General features: G+C 73.2%; 15 protein-coding genes. 12 read left to right on the top strand and 3 right to left on the bottom strand.

The window, feature by feature from the left end; all coding sequences use genetic code 11:
* The first annotated feature begins 75 nt into the window (after window positions 1-75).
* Genes hemQ through ATL41_RS08710 form a run of 7 tightly spaced genes read left to right on the top strand, consistent with a single transcriptional unit; the run spans window position 76 to window position 9,536 of the window.
* Entirely contained in the window at window positions 76-813 is a 738-nt protein-coding gene (gene hemQ / locus ATL41_RS08740) for a hydrogen peroxide-dependent heme synthase (RefSeq protein WP_098458134.1), read from the top strand.
* Entirely contained in the window at window positions 810-2,195 is a 1,386-nt protein-coding gene (locus ATL41_RS08735) for a ferrochelatase (RefSeq protein ID WP_098458133.1), read from the top strand. Before hemQ ends, ATL41_RS08735 begins: the two co-directional genes overlap by 4 nt.
* Window positions 2,192-3,199, top strand: coding sequence for a hydroxymethylbilane synthase (hemC, locus tag ATL41_RS08730; RefSeq protein WP_098458132.1), 1,008 nt, complete (start codon window positions 2,192-2,194; stop codon window positions 3,197-3,199). The genes ATL41_RS08735 and hemC overlap by 4 nt, the downstream gene beginning before the upstream one ends.
* Window positions 3,196-4,026 (top strand): uroporphyrinogen-III synthase, encoded by an 831-nt coding sequence (locus ATL41_RS08725; RefSeq protein ID WP_098458131.1) that lies wholly within the window; start codon window positions 3,196-3,198, stop codon window positions 4,024-4,026. The genes hemC and ATL41_RS08725 overlap by 4 nt, the downstream gene beginning before the upstream one ends.
* Complete coding sequence (gene hemB, locus ATL41_RS08720) at window positions 4,023-5,021, top strand: porphobilinogen synthase (protein WP_098458130.1); 999 nt, start codon at window positions 4,023-4,025, stop codon at window positions 5,019-5,021. Before ATL41_RS08725 ends, hemB begins: the two co-directional genes overlap by 4 nt.
* Complete coding sequence (gene hemL, locus ATL41_RS08715; RefSeq protein WP_098458129.1) at window positions 5,018-6,370, top strand: glutamate-1-semialdehyde 2,1-aminomutase; 1,353 nt, start codon at window positions 5,018-5,020, stop codon at window positions 6,368-6,370. The genes hemB and hemL overlap by 4 nt, the downstream gene beginning before the upstream one ends.
* A gap of 40 nt (window positions 6,371-6,410) precedes the next feature.
* The gene (locus ATL41_RS08710) at window positions 6,411-9,536 is read left to right on the top strand and encodes a glycoside hydrolase family 2 TIM barrel-domain containing protein (RefSeq protein WP_098458128.1); all 3,126 of its coding nucleotides are present in this window, start codon (window positions 6,411-6,413) and stop codon (window positions 9,534-9,536) included.
* Between the two features lie 212 nt (window positions 9,537-9,748).
* Here ATL41_RS08710 and ATL41_RS08705 read toward each other — a convergent pair whose 3' ends face one another.
* The 3 genes from ATL41_RS08705 to ATL41_RS08695 form a co-directional block, all read right to left on the bottom strand.
* On the bottom strand, window positions 9,749-10,666 hold the full coding sequence (locus ATL41_RS08705; RefSeq protein WP_098458127.1) for a glycine betaine ABC transporter substrate-binding protein: 918 nt from the start codon (window positions 10,664-10,666) through the stop codon (window positions 9,749-9,751).
* A 111-nt stretch (window positions 10,667-10,777) separates the two neighbouring features.
* Window positions 10,778-11,641 carry an ABC transporter permease gene (locus ATL41_RS08700; RefSeq protein WP_098458126.1) on the bottom strand — a complete coding sequence of 288 codons (864 nt, stop codon included), beginning with the start codon at window positions 11,639-11,641 and terminating at the stop codon, window positions 10,778-10,780.
* Window positions 11,638-12,999 (bottom strand): quaternary amine ABC transporter ATP-binding protein, encoded by a 1,362-nt coding sequence (locus ATL41_RS08695; RefSeq protein ID WP_098459010.1) that lies wholly within the window; start codon window positions 12,997-12,999, stop codon window positions 11,638-11,640. Before ATL41_RS08695 ends, ATL41_RS08700 begins: the two co-directional genes overlap by 4 nt.
* Window positions 13,000-13,400: 401 nt before the next feature.
* On the opposite strand from ATL41_RS08695, the gene ATL41_RS08690 reads away from it, so the two are divergent.
* From ATL41_RS08690 to ATL41_RS08670, 5 genes are all read left to right on the top strand, one after another.
* Window positions 13,401-13,703: a metal-sensitive transcriptional regulator gene (locus tag ATL41_RS08690; RefSeq protein ID WP_098458125.1), complete on the top strand. Its 303-nt coding sequence runs from the start codon at window positions 13,401-13,403 to the stop codon at window positions 13,701-13,703.
* The gene (locus tag ATL41_RS08685; RefSeq protein ID WP_098458124.1) at window positions 13,700-16,408 is read left to right on the top strand and encodes a heavy metal translocating P-type ATPase; all 2,709 of its coding nucleotides are present in this window, start codon (window positions 13,700-13,702) and stop codon (window positions 16,406-16,408) included. Before ATL41_RS08690 ends, ATL41_RS08685 begins: the two co-directional genes overlap by 4 nt.
* Before the next feature lie 164 nt (window positions 16,409-16,572).
* Complete coding sequence (locus tag ATL41_RS08680) at window positions 16,573-17,700, top strand: LacI family DNA-binding transcriptional regulator (RefSeq protein WP_098458123.1); 1,128 nt, start codon at window positions 16,573-16,575, stop codon at window positions 17,698-17,700.
* The gene (locus ATL41_RS08675) at window positions 17,697-18,659 is read left to right on the top strand and encodes a ribokinase (protein ID WP_169924533.1); all 963 of its coding nucleotides are present in this window, start codon (window positions 17,697-17,699) and stop codon (window positions 18,657-18,659) included. Before ATL41_RS08680 ends, ATL41_RS08675 begins: the two co-directional genes overlap by 4 nt.
* Before the next feature lie 51 nt (window positions 18,660-18,710).
* Window positions 18,711-19,511 carry a CPBP family intramembrane glutamic endopeptidase gene (locus tag ATL41_RS08670; protein ID WP_098458122.1) on the top strand — a complete coding sequence of 267 codons (801 nt, stop codon included), beginning with the start codon at window positions 18,711-18,713 and terminating at the stop codon, window positions 19,509-19,511.
* Window positions 19,512-19,620 lie beyond the last annotated feature (109 nt).

Raw genomic sequence — 19,620 nt, 5'->3', positions numbered from 1 at the left:
GTCAGAACAATCGACGTGCGGAATTCCTGAGCAGCCGTTTCGCGCCTGCCTCACAAAAGGCGCAGACTACTGATCATGACCTCCACGGACGCCTACGGAAATGCAGTCCCGGACACCGACGGGCCCGAGCCCGTCGGGTATACGCTCTGGGCGGTCCTGCGCCGCGACGAGTCGCCCGAAGCGCGCAGCGTCGCAGCCGGCGCTGTCCCGGCCGAGCTCGCCGCCGAGCTCGACGCCGTCGTCGCACGCCTCCCCGAGGAGGTCAGGCTGCGCGGCACGTACGACGCGTCCGGGCTGCGCGCCGACTCCGACGTCATCGTCTGGCTGACGGGCCCCACCGCCGAGGGTCTGCAGGCCGCCCTGCGCACGCTGCGCCGCACCGAGCTGCTCGGCGCACTGCTGCCGACGTGGAACGCGCTCGGGGTGCACCGCCCCGCCGAGTTCACCGCCCGCCACCTGCCCGCGTTCATGCGCGACGTCCCGCCCGCCGCGTGGCTCACCGTCTACCCGTTCGTGCGGTCCTACGAGTGGTACCTGCTGCCCGAGGAGGAGCGGCGCACGATGCTCGCCGACCACGGACGCAAGGGCCGCGACTACCCGCAGGTGCTCGCCAACACCGTCTCCGCGTTCTCGCTCGGCGACTACGAGTGGCTCCTCGGCCTCGAGGCGGACGAGCTCACCGACCTCGTCGACCTCATGCGGCACCTGAGGTACACGGAAGCGCGCAGGCACGTCCGCGACGAGCTGCCGTTCTACACAGGGCGGCGCGTCGGCTCCGCCGAGCTCGCCGAGATCCTGGTGGGTCAGGCATGAGCGCCGCCGACCTCCCCACCCCGGACGCCCGCACGCCCGGCGAGCCCGAGACCGTCGCGCCGGACGCCGCGCCCCACGCCTGCGCGTGCGGCGACGGAGGCTGCGGCGGCGCGCCCGACGACGAGCACGGTCTCGTCGAGGTCGGCCTCGACGACTACCTCGCGGCCCTCCGCGAGGCCCTCCCCACCCCGCAGCCCGCCGAGCCCGTCGCGTACGACGCCGTGCTCCTCGTCGGCTTCGGAGGCCCCGAGGGGCAGGACGACGTCATCCCGTACCTGCGCAACGTCACGCGCGGCCGCGGCATCCCCGACGAGCGCCTCGAAGAGGTCGCCGTGCACTACCGCGCCCACGGCGGCGTCTCACCGATCAACCAGCAGAACCGGGACCTGCGCGCCGCGCTCGTCGCAGAGCTCGAGGCCCGAGGGCTCGACCTGCCGGTCTACTGGGGCAACCGCAACTGGGACCCGTACCTGCCCGACACGATCGCCGAGGCGGCCGAGAACGGCCACACGCGCCTGCTCGCCGTCGTGACCGCGGCGTACTCCTCCTACTCGGGCTGCCGGCAGTACCGCGAGGACCTCGCCGCCGCGATCGAGGAGGCCGGGCAGACCGGTCGGGTGACGATCGACAAGGTGCGCCAGTTCTACGACTCCCCCGGCTTCGTCGAGCCGTTCGTCGAGGGCGTGCGCGGGGCGCTCGAGCGTCTGCGCGCCCAGGACGGCGTCGCTCCCGACGGCGTGCGCGTCCTGTTCGCGACCCACTCGATCCCGACGGCTGCGGCGTCCGCGACCGGCCCGCAGACCGGGACGGACGACGAGGGCGAGTACGAGATCCCGTGGGCCGAGGGCGGCGCGTACGACGCGCAGCACTACGCGGTCGCCGACGCGATCATGGAAGCCGTCGACACGACCGTGCCGTGGGAGCTCGTCTACCAGTCGCGCTCGGGCAACCCGCGCACGCCGTGGCTCGAGCCCGACATCAACGACCGCATCGAGGAGCTCGCCCGGCCGGTCGCCGAGCGGGAGGACCCGGAGGACGACCAGGCCGTCGATGCGCTCGTGATCGTCCCGCTCGGCTTCGTGTCGGACCACATGGAGGTCCTGTGGGACCTCGACAACGAGGCGATGACGACGGCGCGCGAGCACGCGATCCTCGCCGAGCGCGTGCCGACGCCGGGCGTGCACCCGGCCTTCGTGCGCGGGCTCGTCGACCTGGTCGCCGAGCGCACCCTCGTCACGACGGCGGACGGGTCGACCGCCCCGGCGGGCGGACGCTGCGGCTCGGCGACGGCGCTCGGCCCCTGGTACGACGTCTGCCGTCCCGGCTGCTGCCTCAACCCGGTCGCGGAACCGCTGCCCGCGGTCGCGGGTGAGGCGCCGTGACCGCCACGACCGTCCGGATCGGCACGCGTGCTTCGGCGCTCGCGCGCACGCAAACGGGGCACGTCGCGGACGCGCTCACGTCGGCGGCCGCGGCAGCGGGCGTGGACGTGCGCGTCAAGACCGTGCCGGTGACGACCGAGGGCGACCGCAGCCGTGCCTCGCTCGCGCAGCTCGGCGGGACGGGCGTGTTCGTCACGGCCTTGCGCGACGCGCTGCTCGCCGACGTGTGCGACCTCGCCGTGCACTCGCTCAAGGACCTGCCCACAGCGCCCGCGCCCGGGCTCGAGATCGTCGCGACGCCCGAGCGGGTGTCGCCGCTCGACGCGCTGTGCGCGCGCGACGGGCTCGACCTCGCGGGGCTGCCGCGCGGGGCTCGGGTCGGGACCGGGTCGCCGCGCCGCAAGGCGCAGCTCCTCGCAGCGCGCCCCGACCTCGAGGTCGTCGACATCCGCGGCAACGTCGAGACGCGCCTCGCGCGGGCCCTGGGTGCGGACGCCGACCTGCACGCCGTCGTCCTCGCTGCCGCCGGGCTCGCCCGGCTCGGGCGCTCCGACGTCGTCTCCGAGGTGCTCGCACCCGACGTGATGATGCCCGCGCCCGGCCAGGGCGTGCTCGCCGTCGAGCAGCGCGCGGGGGCGTCGTTCCCCGGTGTCGCGGCGCTCGACCACATCCCGACCCGCCTCGCCGCGACCGCGGAGCGCACGCTCCTCGCCCGGCTCGAGGCCGGGTGTGCCGCGCCCGTCGGCGCTCTCGGCACCGTGTCCGACGACGGCCGCACCCTCGAGCTGCAGGCCGTCGTCGCGTCCCTCGACGGGACGCGCGTGCTGCGCCACGGCGCCTCCTCCGTCTGCAGCGCCGCCTGGCTGCCCGGCGAACCACGTCCGACGGACGAGGAGCTCACCGCGAGCCTCGTGCACGACGTGCAGAGCGCGGCGACCCTCGGTGCCGACCTCGCCGACCTGCTCCTCGACCTGGGCGCGGCAGACATCGCGCCGCTGCGATGAGCGAGCCGTCGACCGACGAGGCGGCCCGGCGCGTGCGCGTCCTCGTCCCGCGCGGTGGCCGCCCGGGCCGCGAGCTCGCCGACGCGCTGACGGCGGCGGGGCTCGAGCCGGTCGTCGCACCGCTCATCTCCTTCCGCGACCCCGACGACGTCGCGCCGCTGCGCGAGGGCCTGCGCCGCCTCGCCGACGGCGCGTACGGGTGGCTGGTCCTCACGTCGGAGCGGACGGTCGACGCTCTCGTCGACCACGGCCTCGGCGAGGTCCCGGAGCGCACGCGGGTGGCCGTCGTCGGGCCGTCGACCGGGCGACGCGCCCGCGCCGCGGGCCTGCGCGTGGACGTGACTCCCGAGTGGGACCGCACCGCGACAGGGCTGCTCGCTGCGCTGCGCGGCGAGGAGCCCGCGGCCGCGTTCGCGCCGCGCTCGTCGATCGCGCGGCCTGAGCTCGTCGACGGCCTGCGGGCCGCCGGCTGGACGGTCGACGCCCCGGACGCGTACGTCACCGAGACCGCGACTGGCCTGCCCGACGACGCGGCGGACGTCGACGTCGTCGTCCTCACGTCGTCGAGCACCGCCGAGACGTGGACGCGCGTCGCGCCCGACGGCGCGGCCCCCCTGCTCGTGTCGATCGGGCCGCGCACGACCGAGACCGCTGCCGCGCTCGGCCAGACGATCACCCACGAGGCCGCGACGCCCGACGTCCCGGCGCTCGTCGCCGCCGTCCGGACGGCGGTCGCACGAAGCACAGCCGACGCACGCCCCTGGCAGGCTGGTCCTGGGCCCGCAGGGACCGCTGCACCCGACCCCGACGAGAGGCACACGCCATGAACGCCGCTCCCACCCCGTTCCACCGTCCGCGCAGGCTGCGCCGCACGCCCGCGCTGCGGGCACTCGTCGCGGAGACGCGCGTCCACCCGCGTGAGCTCGTCCTGCCCGTGTTCCTCAAGGAAGGCCTGGACGAGCCTGCGCCGATCGGGTCGATGCCGGGCGTCGTGCAGCACAGCCGCGACTCGCTGCGCCGCGAGGCGGCGCGCGCGGCCGAGGCGGGCATCGGCGGGATCATGCTGTTCGGCGTGCCGCTCGAGCGCGACGCCGTCGGCTCGGGCGCGACCGCACCGGACGGCGTCCTCAACGTCGCCGTCGAGGACGTCGTCGCGGAGGTCGGTGACGCGCTCGTCGTCATGACCGACGTGTGCCTCGACGAGTTCACCGACCACGGGCACTGCGGCCTGCTCGCCGCGGACGGCTCCGTCGACAACGATGCGACGCTCGGGCGCTACGCCACGATGGCGGTGCAGCACGCGGAGCGCGGGGCCGACGTCGTCGGGCTGTCGGGGATGATGGACGGCCAGGTCGCCGCCGTGCGCGAGGCCCTCGACGAGGCCGGCTTCACGAGCACGGCCGTGCTCGCGTACGCCGCGAAGTACGCGTCGGCGTTCTACGGGCCGTTCCGCGAGGCCGTCGAGTCGACCCTCGAGGGCGACCGCCGCGCCTACCAGATGAACCCCGGCAACCGCCGGGAGGCTGCGCTCGAGGTCGGGCTCGACATCGCCGAGGGCGCGGACATCGTCATGGTCAAGCCCGCCGGCCCCTACCTCGACGTTCTCGCCGACGTCGCTGCAACCTCCGAGGTGCCCGTCGCCGCGTACCAGGTGAGCGGCGAGTACGCGATGCTCGAGGCGGCCGCCGCGATCGGCTACATCGACCGCGAGCGCGCGATCGCCGAGTCGCTCGTCGCGATCCGGCGTGCGGGCGCCGACACGACGCTGACGTACTGGGCCGTCGAGGCGGCCACGAACCCTGCTATCCAGGAGCTGCTGTGACCTCCACGTCCGACGCCACGACCAACGAGGCCGCGTTCGCGCACGCCCGCAGCGTGCTGCCCGGCGGGGTGAGCTCGCCCGTGCGGGCGTACGGATCGGTCGGCGGGACACCGCGGCTCATCGCCTCGGCGCGCGGCGCCTACGTGACCGATGTCGAGGGACGCGAGTACGTCGACCTCGTCGCGTCGTGGGGGCCTGCGCTCCTCGGGCACGCGCACCCGGCGGTCGTCGCCGCGGTGCAGGAGGCCGCGGCGCGCGGCCTGTCGTTCGGCGCGCCGACGTGCGCGGAGGCCGAGCTGGCCGACGCCGTGATCGCCCGGGTGCCCGCCGTCGAGAAGCTGCGGCTCGTCTCGACGGGGACCGAGGCGACGATGACGGCCGTCCGCCTCGCGCGCGGCGTGACCGGGCGGCCGCTGATCGTGAAGTTCGCGGGCTGCTACCACGGTCACGTCGACGCGCTCCTCGCATCGGCGGGATCCGGGCTGGCGACGCTCGCGATGCCCGGCTCCGCGGGAGTGACTGCCGCGGCGGCCGCGGAGACGATCGTGCTGCCGTACAACGACCTCGCCGCGGTCGAGGCGGTCTTCGCGGCGCGCGGCAGCGACATCGCCGCCGTCATCACGGAGGCGGCACCCGCGAACATGGGCGTCGTCGCGCCGAACCCCGGCTTCAACGCCGGGCTGCGCACCATCACCCAGGCGCAGGGCGCGCTGCTGATCCTCGACGAGGTGCTCACGGGCTTCCGCGTCTCCGCGAGCGGTTGGTGGGGGCTCGAGGGCGCCGCCGAGGGCTGGGCGCCGGACATCTTCACGTTCGGCAAGGTCATCGGCGGCGGCATGCCGGTCGCCGCGCTCGGCGGCCCGGCGGCGATCATGGACCACCTTGCGCCGCTCGGTCCCGTCTACCAGGCGGGCACCCTCTCGGGGAACCCGGTCGCGGTCGCGGCAGGCCTCGCGACGCTGCGGGCGGCCGACACGGCGGTGTACGAGCACGTCGACCGCGCCGCCGACGTCGTGTCCGAGGCGGTGAGCGCCGCCCTCGCCGGGGCCGGCGTGGCCCACACCGTGCAGCGGGCCGGCTCGCTCTTCTCGTTCGCGTTCGGGGAGCCGACGGCTGATGCCTCCGGGATCCCGGGCCCGCGCGACTACGCGGCCGTGCAGGCACAGGAGGCGTGGCGCTACCCGCCGTTCTTCCACGCGATGCTCGACGCCGGCGTCGCTCTCCCGCCGTCCGTCTTCGAGGCGTGGTTCCTCACGGCCGCGCACGACGCGGACGCGGTCGGGCGCATCGTCGACGCGCTGCCGGCAGCCGCTCGGGCTGCCGCCGACGCGACGCGCCCGGCAGGCTGACGCTCGAGCACCCTGACCCACGCACCTGCCATCGACGGAGATGACGCACGTGACCGAACCGACGTACCTGTCCGACCGCACCCCCAACGCCGGACGCGTCCTGCCCGCACGCGCGTGGCTCCCGACCGACGCACCGTCGCTGCAGCTCGACGGGACCTGGCGGTTCCGGCTGCACGACGTCGCCGACCCTGCCAGCGACGCCACGGAACCACCCTGGGACGTGCTCCTCGACGACTCCGGCTGGGAGACCATCACCGTCCCCTCGCACTGGGTCCTCACCGGGGAGGGCACCCGCGGGCGGCCCTGGTACACGAACGTCCAGTACCCGTTCCCGGTCGACCCACCGCACGTCCCCCGCACGAACCCGACCGCCGACCACCGCCGCACCTTCGACCTCCCCGACGAGGACGCCTGGCGCGACGCCGAACGCGTCCTCCTGCGGCTCGACGGCGTCGAGTCGGCCTGCCGCGTATGGCTCAACGGGTCCGAGGTCGGCGTCGTCAAGGGCAGCAGGCTCGTCCACGAGCTTGATGTCACAGGCCTCGTCCGGCCCGGCCGCAACGTCCTGGTCGTGCGCGTCCACCAGTGGTCCGACGCCACCTACCTCGAAGACCAGGACCAGTGGTGGCTGCCCGGGATCTTCCGCTCGGTCACCCTGCTCGCCCGGCCGGTCGGCGCGCTCGACGACGTGTGGGCTCGCACCGGCTACGACCACGTCGCCGGCACCGGCGAGATCGACCTCGACATCGCCGCGAGCCCGAGCGCCTGGCCCGTGACGCTCACCGTTCCCGAGCTCGGCGTGGACGTCCGCTGGGACGCGCCCTCCGACGTCGCCCCCGTCCGCGTCCCGGCGGAGCCCTGGACCGCCGAAACTCCCCGCCTCTACGACGCCCAGGTCTCCTCGCCGGGCGAGACCGTCAGCCTCAGGCTGGGGTTCCGCACGGTCCGCATCGACGGGGCGCGCTTCACCGTGAACGGCCAGCGCATCGTCATGCGAGGCGTCAACCGGCACGAGACCCACCCGGTACGGGGCCGAGTCTTCGACGAGGCCCATGCCCGCGCCGACATGGCGCTCATGAAGCGCCACAACATCAACGCGATCCGCACCGCGCACTACCCGCCGCACCCGCGCGTCCTCGACCTCGCGGACGAGCTCGGCTTCTGGGTCGTCGACGAGTGCGACCTCGAGACGCACGGCTTCGAGCTCGTCGGCACGCTCGACACCGAGAGCGACGACCCTCGCTGGCGCGACGCCTTCCTCGACCGTATCCAGCGCACGGTCGAACGCGACAAGAACCATCCGTCGGTCATCATGTGGTCGCTCGGGAACGAGTCCGGCACCGGATCCAACCTCGCGGCCATGTCGAGCTGGGTGCACGGCCGCGACCCGTCCCGCCCCGTCCACTACGAGGGCGACCGCACCGGGGCGTACACCGACGTGTACTCCCGGATGTACCCCACGCTCGAGGAGGTGCGTGCGATCCTCGGTGAGTCCGGCGAGATCTTCGGCGTCACCGCCCCCGCGCAGGCCGCCCGCCTGCGCGCGCAACCCTTCCTGCTGTGCGAGTACGCGCACGCGATGGGCAACGGGCCAGGCGCTCTCGAGGCATACGAAGAGCTGTTCGACTCCTCGGACCGCTTCCACGGCGCGTTCGTGTGGGAGTGGCGTGACCACGGCATCCTCACGACGACCGGTGACGGCGTGCCGTTCTACGCGTATGGCGGCGACTTCGGGGAACCCGTCCACGACGGCAGCTTCGTCATGGACGGCCTCGTCAGGTCCGACGACGTGCCGTCGCCCGCGCTCGCAGAGCTCGCCGCCGTCATCGCACCAGTGCGGCTGTCGTTCGACGCCGGTCAGGCGACCCTGCGCAACCGTCGCGCGTTCGCGTCGACCGCGGACCTCGACGTCACGTGGACCCTCGAGGTGGACGGGCACGAGGTTGCCGACGGCGCTCTCGACCTGCCAGACGTCCCCGCGGGCGAGGCGCGCAGCACCACCTGGCAGCCACCCGCTCTCGACGCACGACGCCACGAGCCGGGCTCCGAGGTGTTCCTGACGCTCACGGCTGCGCTCCGTGAGGCCACGCCCTGGGCCCCCGCCGGGCACGTCGTCGCCTGGCACCAGGTGGCGATCGACCCGCACCTCGTCGGGCTCGATCCGGCGCCCGCGCCGCGGCGCCGGCACGGCACGGCGGCGCCTCAGGTGGTCAGCGCCACCGACATGCCCGCCGGGATCGACGCCCCCGGAGGTGCGCTGCGCCTCGGAGAGGCGTGGTTCGACCGCGACACCGGCGCACTCCTGCGCATCGGATCCCTCGACGTCGACGGTCCGCAGCCCGAGCTGTGGCGCGCACCGACGGAGAACGACTCCGCCACGGGAGGGCCAGGCTACGAGGTTGTCGACCCTGCCACCTCGGGAGACGTTCCCTCCCCGGAGTCGCTCGCCCAGCCGTCAGCCGCCGCGCGCTGGCGCGAACGCGGCCTCGACCGGCTCGAGCATCGCGTCCGCGACGTCGAGACACGAGACGACGCCGTCGTCGTGCATCTGCGTTCCGGGGCGGCGGGTACCGCACTCTGGCTGGGGACGACCCTCACCTACCGCTGGCTCGACGACGAGCTCGAGGTCCACATCAGCTTCGAAGCGTCGAACGGGTGGGACTGCACGTGGCCTCGCATCGGCGTGCGCCTCGACCTGCCCCTCGGGTTCGACGAGGTCGCATGGTTCGGCAGCGGGCCTGGTGAGGCATACGCGGACTCCCGCTCCGCTGCGCGCATCGGCCGGTTCGCGTCGCTCGTCGACGAGCTCGCCGAGCCGTACGCGGTCCCCCAGGAGACAGGCCACCGTCCCGACCTGCGCGAGCTCGTCACCTCCGGCGAGCACGTCCCGACGCTCCGGGTCCGGACGATCGCCGACAGCTCAGGCGCACGACCTGGCACCCTCGGGACACGTCCCGGGTTCACGCTGGTACGCCACACCGCCCAAGAGCTCGACGTCGCCCGGCACCAGCACGAGCTGCCGTCACCGAGCCGCACCTACCTCTACCTCGACGCGGCCCAGCACGGCCTCGGGTCGCGCACGTGCGGCATGGACGTGCGGCCCGAGCACGCGCTGTGGCCCGGCAGCCATGCGATGACGGTGCTGCTGCGAGTCACGGACGCCTAGACGGTCGAGCTGCCAGCAGAGAGCTGCTTGGCCGCAGACCGGGCGGCGAACGCGAACGCGCAGACGCCGTTGATCCCGTTGGCCCCAGATCTGGCCTACCTGGGCACGCAGGTCAGCCTTCGCCGCCGGACGTGCAGACGGTCCCCGTGGCGTCCGCTTCTCGGACGCGACGGGGACCGTCTCGTTTGTCGCGCGGCGCCGCGCCGGAGGTCTCAGACCCCCGCAGCGGCCTTGAGGTCGTCGACGAACGTCGGGTTCGCCTCGAGCCACGTGCGCACGGACTTGTCCGGGTCGGCGCCCTCGTCCTCGTTGAACATGATGTTCTCGAGGGAGAACAGCTGCTCGTCCGTCAGCGTGAACGCCTTGATGAGCGCCGCGACGTCCGGGTGGTCCTCGGCGAAACCGCTGCGGCCCACGGTGTGGATCTCCTCGGCACCGCCGAGCGCGCCCTCCGGGTCCTCGAGGTCGCGAATCGGGAACGCGTCGTACGCCCAGTGCGGGCGCCACAGCGTCACGGCGACGTTCTCACCGGCGTCGGTGCGGCTCTTGAGCTCAGCGAGCATCGCGGGCGTCGACGAGATGACGAAGTCCATCGAGTCGAGGCCGTACGTCGGGACGACCTCGTCCTGCGTGATGCGGGTCAGGCCGGCACCCGCCTCGATGCCGACGAGCCGGTCGCCGAACTGCTCGGCCGCGTCGCCGAGCTCGGCGAGCGACGTGATCGGGGCGTCCTCGTTGACCGCGATGGTCAGGCGCGCGTCGTCGTACCAGACGCCGAGCTGCTCGAGGTCGTCGCCGTACTTCTTGAGGTAGTCCGCGTGGGTCGCGGGCAGCCACATGTCGAAGTTGAGGTCGTAGCTGCCGCCGGCGAGGCCCGTGTAGACGACGCCCGGGTCCGCGGTCTCCTCGTCGACGGTGTAGCCGTCGTCCTCGAGCATCGCCTTGAACAGGTGGGAGACGGCGATGCCCTCGTCCCAGCCAGCGTGGACGCCGATGCTGATCTTCTTGTCGTCCGAACCGGTCGAGCCGGACGTGCTGGCGTCGTCGGACGAGCAGGCGCCGAGCCCGAGGGCGAGGGCGGCCGTCGTGACGGCGGCGAGGGCGGTGCGGGGCGTGCGTGAGCGGGTCATGCGTTCCTCTCGTGGGCGCGAGGGCGCCCGGGTAGGGGTCTGGGGCCCGGCCTCAGCGGGCGGGCGGGGCGGCGCTCGCGCCGGGCCGTGCGGCCCGGCGGCGCGGTGTGATCAGGCGGCCTTGAGGGCCTTGGCGACGGGCGCGCGGTCGGAGAGCGCCGCCGTCGTGCGGTCGAGGATCATCGCGAGGATGACGACGGCGAGGCCTGCCTCGAAGCCGAGCGAGACGTTGACGCGCTGGAGCGCGGAGACGACCTCGCGGCCGAGGCCCGCCGCGCCGGTGAGGCCTGCGATGACGACCATCGACAGGGACAGCATGATCACCTGGTTGACGCCGGCCATGATCGTCGGCAGTGCGAGCGGGAGCTGGATCTGCCGCAGGATGCGGCCCTCGGTGGCGCCGAACGCGTGCCCGGCCTCGACAACCTCGGAGTCGACCTGGCGGATCCCGAGCTCGGTGAAGCGCACGCCCGGCGCGAGGGCGAAGATGATCGTCGCGACGAGCCCGGGCACCACGCCCGTGAGGAAGATGACGACCGTCGGGATCAGGTAGACGAACGCCGGCATGGTCTGCATGAAGTCGAGCACGGGCCGGACGACACGGGACACCTTGCGGTTGCGTGCAGCCCAGATGCCGAGCGGGATCGCGATCAGCAGGGCGATGCCGCTCGCCAGGATCACGAGCGCGAGCGTGTCCATCGCGTTGTCCCACTGGTCGACGGCGCTGATGACTGCGAGGCCGACGGCGGAGCCGAGGGCGAGGAGCCAGCCCTTCGCGAACCAGGCCAGCGCCGCGATGACCAGGATGATCGCCCAGGCGGGCGGTGCGGCGAGGGCGGTGTCGAGGACGTCGTACACGGCGAGCAGCCCGTCCTTGACCGCTGTGAAGAAGCTGGCGCCGGCGACGGTCACCCAGTCGACGAAGCTCTCGACGGCGTCGCCGAGGTGGACGCGGGGCACCATGGTCTCGCTCATCGGTAGCCTCCCTCGGTCGTGGCGTGGTCGTGCAGGGCGGGCCCGGCTCCCGCCTCTGCGGACGGGGCGTCAGGCAGGACGTCGGGCGCGAGCCCGGGGACGCCGTCGTCGGGTGGCAGGGGCTCGTACCCTTCGGGGGCGGACGCGACGGTGGGCTGGTCTGCGAGGACACCGTCGACGTCCGTCTCCGGCGGGACCATCGCCTCGAGGAGCGCGACGCGCGGGACGACGCCGAGCAGGCGACCGCGGTCGTCCGTGACGGCGACGGGCAGGGAGGACTCGGCCGAGGGGGCGAACACGTCGGACAAGGGGGTGCTCTCGTCGACCGTGAGGGCCGCGTCGAGCAGCGCCGGGTCGAGCCGGGTCGCCCCGGCGCGCGCGGCGGCGACCACGTCGGAGTCCCGGACCGCGCCGCGCAGCACGCGGTCGCGGTCGACGACGAACGCGGCGGAGGCGTGGGCTTCGCGCATCGCGCGAGCGGCTTGGCGCGGCCCTGCGTTCGTCGCGAGGACGACGCCGGGGCGCACCATCACGGAGCCCGCCGTCAGGACGCGCGTGCGGTCGACGTCGGCGACGAACTGGGCGACGTACTCGTCGGCGGGCTCGGAGAGGATCTCCTCTGCGCTGCCGATCTGCACGATGCGTCCGGCTCGCATCACTGCGATCCGGTCGCCGAGGTACATCGCCTCGTTGAGGTCGTGGGTGATGAAGATGATCGTCTTGCCGAGCTTCTGCTGGATCTCGACGAGCTGCTCCTGCATCTCGCGGCGGATCAACGGGTCGAGCGCCGAGAAGGCCTCGTCCATGAGCAGGATGTCGGTGTCGGCGGCGAGCGCACGGGCGAGCCCGACGCGCTGACGCATCCCGCCGGAGAGCTGTGACGGGAGCGAGTCCTCCCAGCCGGAGAGGCCGACGAGCTCGAGCGCCTGGAGGGCGCGCTCGCGGCGTGCCGGCTTCTTCATGCCCTGGATCTCGAGCGGGTATGCGGCGTTGTCGAGGACCGTGCGGTGCGGAAGGAGCGCGAAGTGCTGGAAGACCATGGAGACGGTCGAGCGACGCAGGGTGCGCAGCCGCCCAGCGCTCACGGTCGCGAGGTCGTCGTCGCCGAGCATGATGCGCCCGGCGGTCGGCCGCCAGAGCCCGTTGAGCATGCGGATGAGCGTGGACTTGCCCGAGCCCGACAGGCCCATGACGACGAAGATCTCGCCCTTCGCCACCTCGAAGGAGGCGTCGATGACTGCAGCGGTGCCGTGCTGCTTGACGTCGTCCCTCGCTGCGCCGTCACGCAGGCGACGCACGGCCTCCTGGGGTCGTCGGCCGAAGACCTTATAGACGTTCTCTACGCGTATCGCCGTCATGCTGAACGGGCTCGCCACCTTCTGTCGGGTGAGTGCGCGAGGGGGCGATCCCCTCGTCCGCTGTTCGTGCGCGGCCGCCCGCCGGCTCAGCCCTTGCGGGCGGCCACGGCTGCCCGGACTGTGGGCGGCGTCGGAGCGGCACCAGGGCTCGGCCCTGCACCAGGACCTGTCAAAGTCCCCGGACCACCTTGCCCCACTCTCGATCATTCTGCTGCCTGAACACCCACACTTCTGGCGGTTTCTTTACCCTTACTTTACCCCGATCCTCGCGTGACCTGCGGAAACGCATGACGAGCGATCGTTATAGCAACGTGACTTTTACTCAAGTGTGGCAGTTCACAAACCGTACATCTCGCACCGGCGCCTAGCGAACGGTTACCCCTGGGGGGTATTGTCAACCCATGGCACACAACGACCACCCCCGGACCCATGGATACGTCCAGGACAAGGACGCCTACCTCAAGCGCCTGCGCCGCATCGAAGGCCAGGTCCGCGGCATCGCCCGCATGGTCGACGAGGACACCTATTGCATCGACGTCCTCACCCAGGTCGCCGCCGTGACCAAGGCGTTGCACGCCGTGAGCCTCGGGCTCGTCGGTGACCACCTCGGCCACTGCGTCGTCGACGCCGCCAAGGAGTCCGACGAGGCGGCAGCCGCCAAGGTCGAGGAAGCCACCCAGGCGATCGGAAGGCTCCTGCGATGACCACCGACCACACCGCCGTCCCCGACACGATCACCGTCGACCTCGCCATCTCCGGCATGACCTGTGCGTCATGCGTCGCCCGCGTCGAGAAGCGCCTCGCTCGCGTCCCCGGCGCGACCGCGACCGTCAACCTCCCGCTCGAGTCCGCACGCGTCACCCTCCTCCCTGTCGACGGCCACGTCGCCGACGACACAGAGCTCGTCGCCGCGGTCGAGCGCGCCGGATACACCGCGCGCGTCACCAGGACCACGCGCCCGGCCGAGCCGGCCGCAGCGACCCTGCACTCCCCGGCGCACGACTCCCACACCGCGAGCGCAGGCGACAGCCTGGCGGACGACGCCGCGCCGTCGGGCCTCACCGACCACTCAGCCCACGTCGCCGACGCGACCGAGACCGTCGCGCACGCGCTCTCCGCGCACGGCGCAGGTCACGAGCACGACCCTGACGCCGACACGTCCGCACCCGAGCCAGACCGCGGCGTCGACCTGCGGCGTCGGCTGCGCACGTCCGCGGTGCTCGCCGTCCCCGTCGTCGCCCTGTCGATGATCCCCGCGCTCCAGGTCACCGGCTGGCAGTGGGTCGTGGCGGCGCTCTCGCTGCCCGTCGTCACCTGGGGTGCGCGGCCGTTCCACCGCGCCGCGCTGCGCGCAGGCCGCCACGGCGGTTCGACGATGGACACGCTCGTGTCGATCGGCGTCATCGCGGCGACAGGGTGGTCGTGGTGGGCGCTGCTCCTCGGCGGCGCAGGCAGGCTCGGCATGACCATGGAGCCCACCCTGATCCCCCGGCGCGCCCACAGCGCCATGCCCGAGCTCTACTTCGAGGTCGCCGTCGTCGTCACGACGTTCCTCCTCGCAGGCCGCTACGCGGAACACCGGTCACGGCGCCGCGCGGGCGACGCGCTCCGGGCCCTGCTCGAGATGGGCGCGAAGACCGCGATCGTGCGCCGGCCCGACGGCGCCGGCGCGTGGACCGAGCACGAGGTCCCGACCGTCGCGCTGCAGGTCGGCGACGAGATCGTCGTGCGGCCGGGCGAGAAGATCGCGACCGACGGCGTCGTCGTCTCCGGCAGCGCAGGGATCGACACGTCCCTGCTCACGGGCGAGCCTGTGCCGGTCGACGTGTCGGTCGGCGACTCCGTGACGGGCGCGACGATCAACACGGACGGCCACCTCGTGGTGCGCGCCACGCGCGTCGGCGAGGACACGACCCTCGCCCAGATGGGCCGCCTCGTCGCGGACGCCCAGTCCGGGAAGGCGCCCGTCCAGCGGCTCGCCGACCGGATCTCGGCCGTGTTCGTGCCGGTCGTCCTCGTGCTCGCGGTCGGCACGCTCGTCACGTGGCTCGTCGTCGGCGGCACGGACGCGGCGAACGTCCAGGCGGCGTTCACCGCCGCGGTCGCGGTGCTCATCATCGCGTGCCCGTGCGCGCTCGGGCTCGCGACGCCGACCGCCCTGCTCGTCGGCACCGGCCGGGCTGCGCAGCTCGGCGTCGTCATCAAGGGCCCGGAGACCCTCGAGTCGACGCGCCGGATCGACACGGTCGTCCTCGACAAGACCGGGACGGTCACTGCGGGCGCGATGGAGGTGGCCGACGTCGTGCCGTTGCGGCCCGGCGTCACCGCCGAGGAGGCGCTGCGGTACGCGGCGGCGATCGAGGCTGGCAGCGAGCACCCGATCGCCCGCGCGATCGCAGCCGCGGGTGGCGGCACCCGAGCCGTCGCGCTCTCGTCGGCCCCCTCCAGCCCTGCTCCCTCCAGCCCTGCCCCCTCCGCCGAGGTAGGGGTTTCCGCGCGAGGTAGCGCCTTGCAGCCCCCTACCTCGCGTGCACGCACCTACCTCGGCGACGAGTCTGTCGCCGCGGGCGAGGGCGAGGGCGGCGAGCCCGCCGTCGGGGCGGACGGCGTCGTCATCGGGAGCCTGCAGGCGCTCGACTTCACGACGTCGCCGGGCGGCGGCGTGTCCGGGACCGTGCGCACGGCACACTCGGGGCCGCACGTGTCGCGGCGCGTCGTCGTCGGCAAGCCCGACTGGGTCGCGGAGCAGACCGGCGCGCACGACGACGCGGCCGAGCAGGCAGTCCTCGCCGCGGAGGAGGACGGCGCGACGGCGGTCGTCGTCGCGTGGAACGGCCAGCCGCAGGCGGTCGTCGTGCTGCGCGACCCGGTGAAGGAGTCCTCGGCCGCCGCGATCGCGGAGCTGCGCGGCCTGGGGCTGCGGCCGTTCCTCGTCACGGGCGACAACGCCGGTGCAGCGCGCCGCGTCGCCCGCGAGGTCGGGATCGATCCGGCGGACGTCGTCGCAGGCGTGCTCCCCGAAGGGAAGGTCGACGTCGTCGCCCGGCTCCAGGACGAGGGGCGCGTCGTCGCGGTCGTCGGGGACGGCGTCAACGACGCCGCAGCGCTCGCGCAGGCGGGCAGGCAGGGCCTCGGCATGGCGATGGGGACCGGGACGGACGTCGCGATCCAGGCGAGCGACATCACCCTCGTGCGCGGAGACCTGCGCGCCGCGGCCGCAGCCGTGCGCGTCTCGCGGGCGACGTTGCGGATCATCAAGCAGAACCTGTTCTGGGCGTTCGCGTACAACGTCGCGGCGATCCCGCTCGCAGCGACGGGCCTGCTCAACCCGATGATCGCGGGGGCCGCGATGGCGCTCAGCTCGGTCCTCGTGGTGACGAACAGCCTCCGGCTCCGGCGGGCTTCCTGAGCGTCCCTCAGGACCAGGCAGTCAGGACGGGCCCCCGAAAGGTGCCCGTTTTGGCTGCTTGTGGTGGGAGCGCTTCCTGACCTAGCGTCATGTAATCGATTCTGCGCGATCGGTCCAGAGGCTCCCGCCCGCGGCCGTGAGGGTGGAGAGCGAGGAGGCCGACGATGCGACCCGTCACTCTTCAGGACGTCGCGAAGTTCGCGGGCGTCTCGGTAGCCACCGCCTCCCGTGTCCTCTCCGGCCACCCCTCCACGTCCGTCGACGCCCGCACGCGCGTCGCCGAAGCCGCGACGGAGCTGGGCTTCCGCCCCAACGCGCAGGCGCGCGCCCTGCGCAAGACGCGGACGGAGTCGATCGGTGTCGTCGTCTCCGACATCCGCAACCCCTTCTTCGCCGAGATCGCGCACACGGCCGAGCAGACCGCAGGCGGGGCAGGCCTCGCGATCATACTGTGCAACGCGAACGAGTCGACGCAGCAGCAGGACAGGTACATCGACCTGCTCATCGCGCACCGAGCGGACGGCATCGTCATCGCCCCGCAGGGAGACGGGTCCGGCGCGCTGCGCGAGATCGTCAGGCTCGGCATCCCGACCGTGTTCGTCGACCGCACCATCGACGGCTTCGACGTCCCCTCGATCACGTCGGACAGCCTCGGCGGGATCGCCCAGGCTGTCGAGCACCTGGTCAACCTCGGGCACCACCGCATCGGCTGCATCGCCGGCCCTCAGTCGACATCGACGGGCCGTGAGCGTCTCGTCGCGTTCAGCGACGCCGTCAAGAAGCACGGCGCGGACCAGGACACGGCGCTGGTCTACGAGGGCGACTTCCAGGTCGCGAGCGGTGTCGCGGGAGCCCGTCGTCTGCTCGACCTCGCCTGCCCACCCACCGCGCTCATCGCAGCCGACAGCCTCATGACGCTCGGCGCGCTGCACGTCTGCCAGGACCGTGCGATCTCGATCCCGGACGAGCTGTCGATCGTCGGCTACGACGACATCGAGGCGTTCCGGCTGATCGACCCGCCGGTCACGGTCGTCGCCCACGACCCGGCACGCACGGGTGAGCTCGCGGTCGAGCTGCTCACCCGGATGTTTGACGGCGAGACGCCGGAGAGCGTCGTGCTGGACGCGCATCTCGTGGTGCGCGGGTCCACCGGACCGGCCCCGCTCAGGCGCGACGTACCGGCTCCCGCCGCCCTCGAGCTGGAGGCCCCGTCGAACGTGCGCGACCTGCCGCCCCCGCAGCTGCCTGTCCATCCCATGCACGTGGACGACGTCGCCAGGCTCCTGTCGTGACGGGCGCCCCGCGGCCGTCGTCAGCCGCGGTCGGTGCCGCGTCCCTCGACGTGGTCGTCGTCGGGTCGACGAACGCTGACCTGCTCGTCCAGGTAGCCGCGCACCCAGCGCCCGGCGAGACCGTGCTCGGGCGCTCGATGGCCGTTCTCGCGGGGGGCAAGGGCGCGAACCAGGCGGTCGCGGCGGCGCGCTCGGGCGCGCGCGTCGCGTTCGTCGGGTCGGTGGGCGACGACGAGTTCGCCGACGCGGCCCTCACGGGGCTGCGCGCCAACGGCGTCGACCTGTCAGGGCTGCGCGTGGTTCCCGGCAGCACAGGCATCGCGATCGTGACCGTCTCGGCGGACGGCGAGAACTCGATCGCCGTGATCCCCGGAGCCAACGCCGCGACGGATGCCGACGCCGTGCGCGCCCAGGCGGACCTGCTCGCCCGGGCGCGCGTCGTCGTCGTGCAGGGCGAGATCCCGCGCGGCGCCGTCGAGAAGGCCGCGGGGCTCGCCCGCGAACGCCTGATCGTCAACCTCGCGCCGGTGATCGCGCTCGCCACCCAGGTGCTGCGGCAGGCCGACCCGCTCGTCGTCAACGAGCACGAGGCTGCTCTCGCTGCGCGCGCCCTCGGCGTCGCGCTCCCCACTGGCGCGTCGGACGCGGACGTCGCCCGCGCCCTCCTCGACGCGGGCGTGCGGTCCGTCGTCGTGACGGTCGGCGCCGACGGCGCGCACGTCGCCGAGACAGTCGACGGCGCACCCCGAGTCATGCACGTACGTTCGCCGCGCGTCGACGCGGTCGACACGACCGGCGCCGGCGACGCGTTCGTCGGGGCGCTCGCCCAGCAGCTCGCTGCCGGCACTCCCCTGCCCGACGCCGCGCAGCACGCGGCCCGCGTCGGCGCCTACGCCGTCACGTCCGTGGGGGCGCAGGCGTCCTATCCCGGGCCTGGGGACGAGCTGCCGCACGTCTGACGCGCACCCCGGTCGACCCACGGCCGAGCACAGCCTGCTATAAAGCAGCACATGACCGACCCCACGCTCGACGCCCCGCTGTCGCGCTCCGCGCGACGGCGCCTCGGCGTCGAGATCTGGATCGTGCTCGGGCTGTCGCTCGGCAAGAGCGCGGTCTACGCGGTCGCGAACATCCTCGAGCGGCTCTCCGCACCCGTCGCTCTCGGCGAGCAGGCGGCGTCGATCAACAACGCGATGTCGGAGCGACCATGGGTCGACCTCGCCTATCAGCTGCTGTCGATCTTCTTCGTGCTCGTCCCCGTCGCCCTCGCGCTGTACCTCCTGTCCGAGCCGGGGCGGTCGGCGCTGACGCGGCTCGGCCTCGACCGGGCTCGTCCGCTGCGCGACATCGGCTGGGGCTTCGCCCTCGCCGCCGCGATCGGCATCCCAGGTCTCGGCTTCTACGCGCTCGGCCGGGCGATCGGCATCACGGTCGAGGTGCAGGCCGCCAACCTGGCCGAGTACTGGTGGACCGTGCCGATACTGATCCTCCTCGCGCTCAAGAACGCGCTCGTCGAGGAGATCATCGTCGTCGGCTACCTGCTCGAGCGGCTGCGCGAGCTGCGCTGGTCCGTCCCCGCCGCGATCGCCGCGTCGGCGCTGCTGCGCGGCTCGTACCACCTCTACCAGGGCTTCGGGCCGTTCGTCGGGAACGTCGTCATGGGCGTCGTGTTCGGCGCTTTCTACGTCTCCCGCCGCGGCCGACGCCGCACCATGCCGCTCGTCGTCGCGCACACGCTGCTCGACGTCGTCGCGTTCGTCGGGTACGCCCTCCTGCCGGCGAGCGTGCTCGCGGCGCTCGGCGTCAGCTGACGCCCTCCGCCCCGAGACGGAGGACGCAGCAGAGGGTCTACGACCCGGGTATGGAATTGCCCCCAGAGGGGTGTGTACAGCCCAGATACAGCCCGGCGCGGCGCCCCTG

Origin of the sequence: Flavimobilis soli (genome assembly GCF_002564025.1) — a bacterium.
In the GTDB taxonomy this organism is placed as follows: Bacteria; Actinomycetota; Actinomycetes; order Actinomycetales; family Cellulomonadaceae; genus Flavimobilis; species Flavimobilis soli.
This window is presented reverse-complemented; position numbering and strand designations above follow the sequence as displayed.